Origin of the sequence: Priestia sp. YIM B13491 (assembly GCF_042787605.1) — a bacterium.
Taxonomy (GTDB): domain Bacteria; phylum Bacillota; class Bacilli; order Bacillales; family Bacillaceae_H; genus Priestia; species Priestia megaterium_E.
Genome location: NZ_JBHZOR010000027.1, coordinates 1 through 11,291, shown reverse-complemented (window position 1 = coordinate 11,291; position 11,291 = coordinate 1). Strand labels below are relative to the sequence as shown.

At 34.1% G+C, this 11,291-nt stretch carries 12 protein-coding genes; 3 read left to right on the top strand and 9 right to left on the bottom strand.

Translation table 11 applies throughout. The features are described 5' to 3' along the window. The first annotated feature begins 276 nt into the window (after positions 1–276). Positions 277–612 carry a hypothetical protein gene (locus ACFX4E_RS28065; protein WP_057242662.1) on the top strand — a complete coding sequence of 112 codons (336 nt, stop codon included), beginning with the start codon at positions 277–279 and terminating at the stop codon, positions 610–612. Between the two features lie 188 nt (positions 613–800). Here the strand turns inward: ACFX4E_RS28065 and ACFX4E_RS28060 are convergent, their stop codons facing one another. After that, the gene (locus ACFX4E_RS28060) at positions 801–959 is read right to left on the bottom strand and encodes a YjcZ family sporulation protein (protein ID WP_377259992.1); all 159 of its coding nucleotides are present in this window, start codon (positions 957–959) and stop codon (positions 801–803) included. Between the two features lie 637 nt (positions 960–1,596). Further along, positions 1,597–1,779, bottom strand: a complete 183-nt coding sequence (locus ACFX4E_RS28055) for a hypothetical protein (RefSeq protein ID WP_377259989.1) — start codon at positions 1,777–1,779, stop codon at positions 1,597–1,599. A gap of 677 nt (positions 1,780–2,456) precedes the next feature. Between ACFX4E_RS28055 and ACFX4E_RS28050 the strand changes: the two genes are divergently transcribed. Then, positions 2,457–2,918, top strand: a complete 462-nt coding sequence (locus tag ACFX4E_RS28050) for a replication/maintenance protein RepL (RefSeq protein ID WP_047934302.1) — start codon at positions 2,457–2,459, stop codon at positions 2,916–2,918. A 107-nt stretch (positions 2,919–3,025) separates the two neighbouring features. Here ACFX4E_RS28050 and ACFX4E_RS28045 read toward each other — a convergent pair whose 3' ends face one another. The 3 genes from ACFX4E_RS28045 to mobV form a co-directional block, all read right to left on the bottom strand. Then, complete coding sequence (locus tag ACFX4E_RS28045) at positions 3,026–3,547, bottom strand: ferritin (RefSeq protein WP_377259994.1); 522 nt, start codon at positions 3,545–3,547, stop codon at positions 3,026–3,028. Between the two features lie 714 nt (positions 3,548–4,261). Beyond that, the gene (locus ACFX4E_RS28040) at positions 4,262–4,429 is read right to left on the bottom strand and encodes an aspartyl-phosphate phosphatase Spo0E family protein (RefSeq protein ID WP_047749689.1); all 168 of its coding nucleotides are present in this window, start codon (positions 4,427–4,429) and stop codon (positions 4,262–4,264) included. 713 nt (positions 4,430–5,142) lie between these two features. Continuing rightward, complete coding sequence (gene mobV / locus ACFX4E_RS28035) at positions 5,143–6,561, bottom strand: MobV family relaxase (RefSeq protein WP_377259986.1); 1,419 nt, start codon at positions 6,559–6,561, stop codon at positions 5,143–5,145. A 274-nt stretch (positions 6,562–6,835) separates the two neighbouring features. Between mobV and ACFX4E_RS28030 the strand changes: the two genes are divergently transcribed. Next, entirely contained in the window at positions 6,836–7,243 is a 408-nt protein-coding gene (locus ACFX4E_RS28030) for a hypothetical protein (protein ID WP_377259983.1), read from the top strand. A 440-nt stretch (positions 7,244–7,683) separates the two neighbouring features. On the opposite strand, the gene arr is transcribed toward ACFX4E_RS28030, so the two are convergent. The 4 genes from arr to ACFX4E_RS28010 form a co-directional block, all read right to left on the bottom strand. Beyond that, positions 7,684–8,100, bottom strand: coding sequence for an NAD(+)--rifampin ADP-ribosyltransferase (gene arr / locus ACFX4E_RS28025; protein ID WP_377259980.1), 417 nt, complete (start codon positions 8,098–8,100; stop codon positions 7,684–7,686). Positions 8,101–8,277: 177 nt separating this feature from the next. Beyond that, complete coding sequence (locus ACFX4E_RS28020) at positions 8,278–8,817, bottom strand: DUF3967 domain-containing protein (RefSeq protein WP_377259977.1); 540 nt, start codon at positions 8,815–8,817, stop codon at positions 8,278–8,280. A 599-nt stretch (positions 8,818–9,416) separates the two neighbouring features. Then, positions 9,417–10,061 carry a MarR family transcriptional regulator gene (locus ACFX4E_RS28015; RefSeq protein ID WP_377259974.1) on the bottom strand — a complete coding sequence of 215 codons (645 nt, stop codon included), beginning with the start codon at positions 10,059–10,061 and terminating at the stop codon, positions 9,417–9,419. A gap of 252 nt (positions 10,062–10,313) precedes the next feature. Next, complete coding sequence (locus ACFX4E_RS28010) at positions 10,314–10,826, bottom strand: hypothetical protein (protein WP_377259971.1); 513 nt, start codon at positions 10,824–10,826, stop codon at positions 10,314–10,316. Positions 10,827–11,291 lie beyond the last annotated feature (465 nt).

Below are 11,291 nucleotides of genomic sequence, written 5' to 3'. Positions count from 1 at the left end.
CACTCCTTTTATAAGGTTTGAGTAAAACTAAAGGAGTAGGAACATAATTTACATGGGCTAAAGTATTGTATGTATCCGTAAATATTTATGAGCATGTTTAATTCTTAAATAAGATCACTAGTATTGAATCTGACCGTAATAGTTTTTAAAATTGTGGTTTTTATTTTAAAAACTACTACTTTTTACTTATCTTTCACAAAACAGGGACACTAACCCAAGAAGCAAACTAGGTAAATGCATATTCTTAATTTGATAAGAAAAATGGAGGTTGCGCTTATGAATTCAGAAATACACTTTTTACCTAGTTTATATTCTCAGGAAAATCAGTTAAACCATGCAGATGAACGGTTTATTGGGAGACCTGGATTTGGTTTTGGAAGACCCGGTTTCGGTTTCGGTCGTCCAGGTTTCGGCTTTGGAAGACCTGGGTTTGGTTTTGGTGGTCCCTTTGTAGGAGGGTTAGCTGGTGGTTTATTAGCCGGTTCTTTACTTTCTCCATATGGCTATGGTGGTTATGGCTATGGAGCTCCATATGGATACGGTGGCTACGGTGGTTACGGCTATGGATCCCCATATGGCTACGGTAGTTATGGCTATGGTGGTTGCTGTTAATCCCCTTTGACATAAAAGTAGAATGTTTAAATTAAGACTTGTTATATGTTATGTAAAATAAGAATTTAATGTTTAAATATCTATCAAACTAGTTTACAAAAATTCTATTAGAAATAGGATCCGATGGAATTCATTATTCCATCGGATTAATGAGGAAAAGAGCCTTATAAACTTCATTTACTTACTTATTAATAACTACCCTTAAAGCAAGTACAACCAACAATAACTAATAATATAAACAGAACAACAATAATAGCAAAACTACCACCTCTGTAACCACCGTAACCACCATAGCCATAGCCGCATCCAAAACCGCAGCCACCTCTGTAACCACCGAAAAAGCCCATATCTTCACCACCCCGCACTTTATATTTTTATAATATGTACAAGTAATAAAAATGCTCGCCTAAAATATACAAGCTCAAATTAATTATTAATATATAGACAATCGTACAAGCCTTTTAAAAAGTTTTACATAGAATGAAGTATCCTTGTACAAGGAAGAGGTGCCTACCACCCTGAACCTGTTATTACCACCGCCAAAATAACAGGTTTAGTACATAACAAAAAACCTACTCTCCCTCCATTACACCTAACAAACTACTTTGATACCTTTCTAAACGACTTAGGTAGGGCGAAGGGTAGTTTGTTTTTATGAACATCAAGTCATAGAACTTTAAAAACAGGCATATGATTTATAAAGACCTCACGTGCTTATAGATTGAACTAGTAGATAACCCATGAATACATTTATTCTTGGGTTATTTGCTTTTTATATGAATTAAAAATCATAACCGGAACAAACTACTAAAGTCAACGTGATCTGTTCTTTATAAGAACGGAACATAAAAAAGCCACTGGTAATACGCCAGTGGCTTTTCTCTTTTTAAGATCTATATCGTATACATGTTTAATTAACATAATGAAAATTATAGATAGTCGCAAAACAAAATAACCATCCCTTAGCCCCTGAAAGATGCTTATTTATCTATAAATTTTGAGAGCCTTCAAATCCTTCAGAATCCTCATACAAGATACTTCAACGCTCTGTTCCTTGTTCTCTATTGCCATTTCCCTTAAGGCTTCAACATTTTTCTGAATTCTATTTATAGTATCAACAAAGTATTGATCTTTCTCATCTTGTGTAATGATCCACGTTTTCTTCAACCTTATCATCCCCTCTCACTTTCTAAGTTATTTTGAAAGTTGAGGCTCAAAGACAGAATAACTTTTTCATCCCTATACTTTATGCATAGTTTTTAATATTAAGGACTTAAATTAAGAATTTTTCATTTGAACTTTGAGCAAACTACACAAGACGCCGTGAGGCATCAGCGAAAATCCTTACTGCAATAGAGCAGAAAAAACCTACCTCTTTGGATTGGGAAGAGATAGGTTTTTTCTATTTTTAAGATGTATACTCCATACATTTTTAGTTTACATAAACACTCTTATAAGAAGCAAAAAGCCTTAAAATAAAAACGTTTTAAGGCTTTTTGCTTAGAGATATCCTTTTGGTAAAACAAAGTACATAATAAAAATAAAAGAAGAGAAAAGATTTTCATATATTGCTATAAACATTGATATATCAATGTTTATAAGACTTTTTAAAATGTTAAAAATAACTCATATACGAGTTATTTTTAACTCTTATAAGGGTTATTTTTAACTCGTATATGAGTTAAAAATAACTGTTTTAAAGAGTTGTTTTTTTAAAAAAATCAAGGGTTAGAAATAACACCATAAAAGAGTTTAATTCAACTCTAATAAAGAGTTGATAATAACTTAAATATGAGTTAAGATAAAAATATATTAAATGGTAAAAAATGATAGAGGTGGGTAATGTGGCTAAGATATCAAAAGTGGAAACAACAAAAGTAGTTGATATGAACGGAGAAATAACGGAAGAAACAACGAGTGTTTCTTTTAACTATGGAAAAGAGCCAGATTATATAAAAGTATATTTAGACAACATTATTGTGTTAGCAGAAATACAAGGATGGATAAGCAAAGTATTATATGAGCTTATCAAAGGCGTAACTTATGCAAATAAAGGACAATTTATCATCATTAACTCAGGATATAAACGAATTGTAGCTGAGAATTTAGGGATTAAACAACAATCAGTAACTAATGCAGTTAATCAGTTAACCAAAAAGAATATTCTAATCAAAAAAGAAACAGGCGTTTTCCTATTAAATCCTCAATTCTTTGGAAGAGGTGAATGGAAAGACATCTCTAAAATTAGATACGAAGTAGAACTAAGTGCAGACGGAAAAGTTATGAGATTAAAAGATACAAATTGAAAAAAACCATTAAAACATCGTGTTCATTCTTTTGAACACGATGTTTTCTACGGCTGCACATATATGTTTACTTTTAGTTAACATAAAACGAATTATAAGAAGAACATTTAAGCTCCTGCAGCAGCTCCTCCAGTAGGTCCAGCTGGCTTTCTTTGACCTAGTTCTTGATCTAACATAAGAATAGCAGCAGCATTATTTTGAGCAAGTCGTAAACGATCAACAATTGTTTGTGACTGAGCTTCTTCATCAACTTGTTCTCTTAAGAATTCTTGTATAATGATCAACGTTTGCTGATCATTTGCCTGGTTAACATATTCATAAGCTTGACGATAAGAATTAGTTACAAATTTTTCATGTTCTAAGACTTTTTGAAATGTTTCTAAGGGTGTTCCATACTCAGTTGGCTGTGCTGGTAAAGAACTTAATTCAACAGTTCCTCCACGATCAACCAGGTAATCGATAAGTTTTAACATATGGGTTCTTTCTTCTTCTGATTGTAATCTTAGCCAGGTACCCATACCCCTGTAATTCAATTTATTCATATAGTTTGACATAGCTAAATATAGAGTGGATGAAACGTGTTCAATCTGAATTAAATTATTTACTAGTTTTTGAACCTGTTCATTAATCATTACTACTCCCCCTATTATTTCAAATTAAATCCACTGTCATATTATTCGAATGTACGATTAGACATACATAAACTTGTTTTAAAACCCTTGTTAGGAATAAACTACAGCATTTTGAGCAAACTACCCAAGATGATGGATATCATCATCTTGGGTAGCATAACCTCTGAAAAAACTTCTGAATAGGCACAGGAGTTTTTTCTCTTTTTCGGCTGTATATCGTATACATCTGTAGTTAACATAATGTCTCTTTCCGGAAGACACGACAAAAAAGAACCCTTGTCGCAGAACGGTTCCGCCGAGGGTTCTTTTTCCGGAGTATGCAGCTTTTTATACATCCTTGATAGACCAACGTTTTTTCAGTAAGCGATTAGTGAAAGAATGAATAAAAAGTGCACCTTTTATTCATATGCCTCAACCTCTAAATAATTGATTTTTTATATGAACATGTTATAGTGACAGTCCAGCTGATTTCCCAAGTTGGATTTCATTTAACCTTAGTAAATGTAACTAGAAAGCCACCTCTCTTACCACACACTCAAGAGGTGGCTTTTTAGTTTTTATATATAGCAACACATTAAAAATAGTCTTTAATTACAGAACATGGTAATCTGCTTATGTTTCATACTTCGGATACGTATGAACAAACCCTTACAAAAAAAGCAACCTCGTTCATTGGCCAATGCCGAGGTTGCTTTTTTGCCTTTAATAGCTCTATTTAATCTTTTCTAATTCATTTAACATCTCATCAATAAATTGACTAATCTCTACCGTGTTATTACTTGTAAACCCCTCTTTAAATGCCGTTTCAATCAAACATTTTCTCTCTTTTTCAATCTCAACGGTTAAAGCTTCTTTTAAGATCACTTTATGAGACTCCAATATTCCCCTCACCCATTTGCTTTTAATAGCAAGACAAATACAAGGTTGATCATTCTAAAGGCGATCAACCTTGTATTTGTTTTACCTTTTTGTGTTCATACAAATATTTTACAGTATACAAATGTCCTTATACAACGGAATTTTATGTTAAAATCAAAACTTGTCATACAAATTTTGATTTTAATCTTCACAACTAAAAAAGTTTGTGATATACTTCACATATAAAGATATCCATGACGAACCAGAACACTCTTGAATGTAATATAGAAAAAGCTATTTCACTCCGATGCCAATACGATTGAAATAGCTTTTTTTATGCTCTTCTTTAACTCCTCATTTCAAGCCTTTTAATTATTCATATAACTCTTCTCACACCTTATTAACGAATAATATAGTATTTATAAAAAAAGGATGCTACTATTAATTTGCAGCAATCTTTTCGTTATTTGTTATACGTTTGAACCCTTTTAAAAAGCTATCTAATTTCTATGTAAAGCCAATGCTCATAGAAATTAGATAGCTTTTTTTATGCTCATAAAAATAGGAGGAGAAACATTATGTTAACCAGAAATGAATTTTTCTTATTCAACAGAGAACTATTATTTTTACTGGATCAACACTCTACATGTACTGATTCTAGTATAAAAGAGGTGCTGGTCACCCAAATTGCTCTTATGCTTGCTGTTCTTAGCTAAATTTCATATTAATCTTTATTATCTTTCCATTTCTTGATCTTGCCTCTTATTACGCTTCTGAATCCCCCCAACATATTGGAAGAACGAAATCTGCTTCATCTTTTCAACATTCTTATCAATCCAATTCAACGCTTTTTCCTTCCAGGCCTTTAATGTTTTATTCTCTTCTTTTAGCTCATCAACCTGCTTATGCGCTTTTTCAAGCTCTTCTTTTGGTACATAATCCTTTATATAACCCAAATTCATTTTCGTTAAGCTCTCATTCAATTCATTTGCCTGTACAAGCTCTTTTTTCGTTTTCTCATGTTTCTGCTTCTCAATTGTCAAATTATCGCTTAGAGAGCCTATATGAGCCTCATATTGCGTATCTAGTTCTCTCTTAACCTCATCTTTGAGCTTTTCCTTTTGTTCAGCTGAGAAATCACGCACAAGCTTCTGGCGCATTTGTTTCTTCGCCTTTTCCACTTGGCCGTCTTGATCCGCCACATATACCTCTAATTCTTGCCTTGTCTCATCCAAATCATTCTTCAGTGTCTTGTTCTCTTTTTCATAACGATCAAGCTCGTAGCTCAACGCATGGGTACGCTCATGTTCGGCCGCCAACGTTTGCTGCAGCTCTTTTGTGAGACTCATAAGCTCATGAAAATCTGATTCTTCTACTTTCACTTTGGAACCCATGACACTCTTGGCCGCCTCTACTTCAATTGGTTGGCTACATAACTCTTCAATCCGTCTCTCGCTGCGTATCTCAACGGGTGGTGCTGATTTCAACTCCACTAAATTGTCCATCTGTTGAAGCTCTTTTTCCTTGTGAGCCACTAATTGTTGCAGATGCTTTAGCTCTTTTTCGCGTTCTTGTTTCTTAAACTCATGCACACTTTTATGCTGCAGCTCGCTCGGCTCGCCACGCTCAATATCATAGCCACGTTTGTTCATGTAATTGTGAAAGTCATCTTGGATTCTACGTATCTTCGTTTTCCCATGGAAGTATTCTTTCGCCGCCAAGCGTCGATCATCCGTAATAGGAACAAACCCCACGTGCATATGTGGCGTCGCTTCATCGTTATGTACCACGGCGTATAAAATATTCTGCTGGCCATACTTACCGGCTATATGATCCAGTGATGCTTCAAAATATTTGCGCTGCTCGTCTGGCGACATCGCATGCATATACTCCGGACTGGCCGATATAAAGAACTCTGCCACCAGGACCGCATCATTCCGAATTTTTCGTTTCACACGGGTGGCCGTCATCTTTTTAATTTCTTCATGATACTTAATTTTATCCTCATTCACGAAGTCATAGTTGAGCATCGTTCTGGTTGAATCGATGTCTTTATTTTTACTGTTCTCGCCTTCTCGTTGGTTGTGTTTCTGGATCCCCAATATTGCGTCTTTGTGGAACTTTTGCATGCGGATAATCCCATATTTGGCCATCCCTCAATCCCCCATTTCGACCACTGTACTTGGGTCTAGCATACCACAATTTGAGATTTGGTGTAACGCACTACACCAATTTTCCATCTTCGATAAAATTGGGAGCGCGCTCTGCGAGGCCTAAGAGCTTCCTCCTACCGTCGGTATCTCGGTAGAAACACCGAGATAAAAATCAAAACCCAAAGACAGAAAGTCTTACCTAAGAGTAGGTAAGACTTAAAAAAAATGATAAATTCCTTTTATAAATTCAAAATTTATAAAAGGAGTATATATAATGCCTAAAAGAGAAGAATTAATTCCAAAAATGAGCTCATTAGAAGCTAGTGAAAAACACAAAGATTATAAAAACCAATGGAAAAATTTCAGTAGACGAATGCAAAAACATCCCTTCACAAGAGAATTTCACTTTAAACTGTCTAACGGTGTATGTGCATGGTGTGATAAAACTATAGACAAAGAAAAATTTGTATTACACCATATAGACTATGATCATAGATGTATCAATCAAAATTCTATAAAAATATTAAAACCAACGCCTAAAAGACCAAACAGAAAAGTTCAAATTCCTAATTGCGAGGAATGCGCTAAGAATTATCCTCTTGAATTTAGTGAATGTATGAAAAGAGTTGTACCTGTTCATCAAATTTGCAACCTTATTATTTCAAAAAGATCACCTGAATAAAAACCATTTAACCACCCAACCCTCCGTTTCATCGGAGGGCTCCCTCGCCGGTTGGCGTCAAACAAACGTGTTTGTTTGAGTGCCAAGAGGGTTTGGGGTTTAGTAAGTCTATCAACTCCTTAAATTCTCGACCTGACGGTCTTGCGATTTACCGTTGACAGACCTCCAATATTTATTCACATATCTTTGGTTGGTTGATGGATAGAATAGCATGGTCAGCTTTTACATTTGTCATTTGTTCCTGAACGAAGATCCATATAGCAATATTGATTACGACGGCCATCAATAGAAAACTTTTATTTTTATTAATAAAGGTTTCCTCCTTCAAGTCATATTCACAACAAAGGCTGCCTATTATATATCCATTTATAAGGCGGCCTTCATTGTAGGTATGCTATATGTTTACTCGAGGAATCAAGACATTATCTCTCATATGAGAATCAATCGTATATTACATTCTTTCCTTCTTCACTTAACTTTTTTAAAGATGTAAGCATATAATTTATTTCTTCATCGGAATGTCTTTCCCATGAACCTAATTCAGCTACTATTTTCAAGGGAGATTTAGATCTATAAGAACGTGTTGGGTTTCCAGGGAACTTTTTGTCAGTTAAATTTGGATCATTTTCAAAATCGCCTAAGGGTTCTACAACGTAAATTCTCTCTTTTGAATTAGATCTTGCTAATTCAGCACCCCATTTAGCAGCGTTTAATGTTCCAGTAAAATAGATATGGTTAGATTTTTTATCCTGATAATTAGATAAATACAATGGTTCAAGCAGATCTCCAATTTTTAGTTCTGCTTTAGTACCATGGAAAAACGGACCAGGATCTAAGACATTTTTCTTCTCATTCATATAGCCACACCCTTTATACTTTTTGACTTGCGTATAACAGTATAAGGCCGGACATGAGTGGAAAAACAGTCTATAAATAATTTTCAAATAGGGTTATAATTAAAGTAGAGATTAAGATGTTATCGGAAACAACTCATTTAAATAAAAAAAGACTGCTAGTTATTTAGCAGTCTTTTTTTATTTCCAAAATTCCCACCACTTCTTTTTCTTTTCTTCACCGGCAGCAATAAATTTTTGAGTCTCCTGCATCCCTCTAACAGCATCTAAAAGTTCACGATCCCTATTCTCTAATTTCTTTGAAATATACTCATCTCTTTGTTGGATCTGTTTCAGAAGTTCTTGGTTAAATTTCATTTGTTCTTCTTTAAAATCTTCAAATTGTTTTAGTAACTGCTCATACTGTTGTGTCCCCTGATATGTCACTAATTCTTCTGTGTCACGGTCTGACACATCGTCTTCGCCAACCGTTGATATTACTGCATTTATAGCCTGATCCAGTGACATATCAGGGTGCTTTATCAACTCTCTAATCTTACGTAAAACAATTACATCCTTATCAAAGAAACCTCTGTGGCCCAATTCATTTTTATGGATATGGTACCCTGCTTTTTCAAGCAGCTGAGAATACTTACGAACAGTAGTGTTCTGTATCGCTAAAAGGGTAGCGACTTCCCTTGCTGTATAAACCTTTTGCTGCTTCTTTGTGTCACCTGACATATCGCACAACCTCCTGCTATGTCCTATGATATGTCATTCGATATATAAAAGAAAAGTTCCTTTTAAAAGAGGATCTAGACTTATATTTTAAAATCACGTGGCCGCCTTCGTTTTGGGGTGTGAGGCTGGCTTTAAAAATAGTGTAGATACGTTATGAAAAAGAGTAGAATTTTGGACAGTTGTTCTGGCGGTTCGGCAGGTATAATGGCCTTCGTAAGCCGAGCATCTTAAACTTCGTTTTGGGTATGTTCGGCTTGGCGATATAACCAACCCTGCCGAAATTTTCCATACAAGGAGAAAAGAGTGGAGATTTTTTAAGTGATTTTCTTAAAAAATACTACTCGAACCTTGTATGGAAAATAGCCATAATTTAATATGTTTTTTCTAACGAAAAAAGTATAAAAAGACCCTTGCAATTCTATCAGCGAATTGCTATTTAAATAGAGTGAGAAGGGGAAAGTATAAGAATGTTATTATATCAACGTTTATAGGAGGAAGGGTGTGTCCAAAAAGACACACCTGTGTGTCCAAAAAGACACACCTAAAAAATGTAAATAAAGTATAAGATGAAAAAAGCAAGGGGAAATTTTCCCTTGCTTCTAAAATAAATATATCGGTAAATTATGTTTTTTAGAGCTTCCTTCTACTTTAAAATTTTTTAAAGAACGTTTAAAGATTCTTTGAGTTGCTTTATCTACATCATCCCTTGCCGAACAACACATAATATTAGGGTTTACAAACCAAGTTCTACTAGTACATACCCTACCATCTTCCGTTGTCATTCCAGTTTCTGCTACAGCTAAGATACCTAGCTTCATTAGTTCATTCATCATTTTAGAAACTTTAGCTCTCTCACGTCCTAATTTTTTAGCTAAATAACTAGGTGAAGCTGAATTCTCGCTTATCTCTTCTAAATCTTCTTCAGGGCGTTCTATAAGGATGTTCGTTTTAAATTCAACATAAGGAACTAAATCTAATAAAAATGCTTTTTGTGCATTAGACAAGTATTTTATTTGGCTTAAATAATTATAGTTTTCCATAAGTATTTGCACAAATCTCACCCCATCAGTTTTTTTCTTTCGCTTACCGATGAAATAATTATCTCCAGTAGTTTTATGTAAGATTTCTAATAATGTTTTTTGTTGATCTGCTGAAAGACCAACTTCTGCTTGGTTGATTAACTCTTCTAGCTTAGAATCTCTTATTCTGGCTTTTTTTTCGGCTTCATTTAATGCTTTTTTCATTTTAATTCCTCCATTTTTTTGTGGAAGGAACTAACCTTATTGTGGTAGAATAATTTTATAAAGTTATGTAGTTGAAGGTTAATCTCTTCTTAAAAGGTTAATTCCTTCTTAATATTTTTTAGAAAAAGTCCTCCGAGTCGGCGAAAACTTGAGGGCTTTTTCTTATGTCTAATTTTCTACCAAATCCTACATTTTTGCAAACCCTATTTGTAAAATAAACAAGAAAAATCACCTTATATGTAGGTGATTTTTTTAATCTAATAATCCTTTTTCTTTAAATACTTTTCTCAAAGCTTCGTTTACCAATTCAGATTTATAGCTCTTGGGAACTTGATCAATAATACTTAAAACATCACCATCGAAATAGAACCCTCGATATACTCTTTTAGACCGATCTTTTGGACTTTGCAACAAGATATCAATTGCATCTACTTTGCTAGCATTTGTACTAGCTTTTTCAAAGCTATCGTTAGTACTTTCACTTTCATTTACATAGCTAGTACTAGCTGCTACTTCGTTATTAGCTTGCTTTTGTTCTGCTGGCATTTTACTGTTTTTAGAGATAAGTGTACTAAAATCAACGTCTAAAGGCTCTGATTTTTCTCCAACATAGCGATAAATACTTTCCTTACTGTCCCATTCATAGCCTAATTTCTTAATCTTTAATTGAATGGTACGAGTGCTTACATCATACTGATCAGCTAATTCTTTAATGGTGATTTCTTTCATCATAATGCCATTTAACATCTTTTTTACCAGCATCATACTAGCCTCCATCTTCATTTTAAGAGCATACTACTAGTATTCAAATGCAACATGCTATTTCCTGCTATAACTCCCAAAAAGAAAAAACTATCCCCTGATCATAAAGTTATACGTGCCTTAAGGCACTTTCAGTCAACTTAAGTTGACTAGGGTTATGTAATAAATAAATTACCTCCAAATCTTTTGATATGAACGGAAAAAAACTCCTGATTTCAACCAAAATCAGGAGTTTTTCTGATTAGTCGAGAATACATCAAAAAAACAAAGGCTGCTCTTAGAATAAAATGGCGGGGTACGCTAACTTCATAATATGCATTTATAATATTTTAGGAACTTGCCTATCATTAAAAGGATTTAAAACAAATGGGTCTATGTAAAAAGCCTTTCGTTTGAAAGGCTTTTTATTGAATTAGCAGAAGCCTCCGTAGCCACCACTAAAACAACTACATCCAATAATGACAAGAA

Bases quoted from the DNA above. Each gene is read 5' to 3' on its own strand.
- ACFX4E_RS28065 (WP_057242662.1), top strand. From the start codon at position 277: ATGAATTCAGAAATACACTTTTTACCTAGTTTATATTCTCAGGAAAAT.
- ACFX4E_RS28060 (WP_377259992.1), bottom strand. From the start codon at position 959: ATGGGCTTTTTCGGTGGTTACAGAGGTGGCTGCGGTTTTGGATGCGGC.
- ACFX4E_RS28010 (WP_377259971.1), bottom strand. From the start codon at position 10,826: ATGATGCTGGTAAAAAAGATGTTAAATGGCATTATGATGAAAGAAATC.
- ACFX4E_RS28020 (WP_377259977.1), bottom strand. From the start codon at position 8,817: ATGTCAGGTGACACAAAGAAGCAGCAAAAGGTTTATACAGCAAGGGAA.
- ACFX4E_RS28030 (WP_377259983.1), top strand. From the start codon at position 6,836: ATGCCTAAAAGAGAAGAATTAATTCCAAAAATGAGCTCATTAGAAGCT.
- arr (WP_377259980.1), bottom strand. From the start codon at position 8,100: ATGAATGAGAAGAAAAATGTCTTAGATCCTGGTCCGTTTTTCCATGGT.
- ACFX4E_RS28015 (WP_377259974.1), bottom strand. From the start codon at position 10,061: ATGAAAAAAGCATTAAATGAAGCCGAAAAAAAAGCCAGAATAAGAGAT.
- mobV (WP_377259986.1), bottom strand. From the start codon at position 6,561: ATGGCCAAATATGGGATTATCCGCATGCAAAAGTTCCACAAAGACGCA.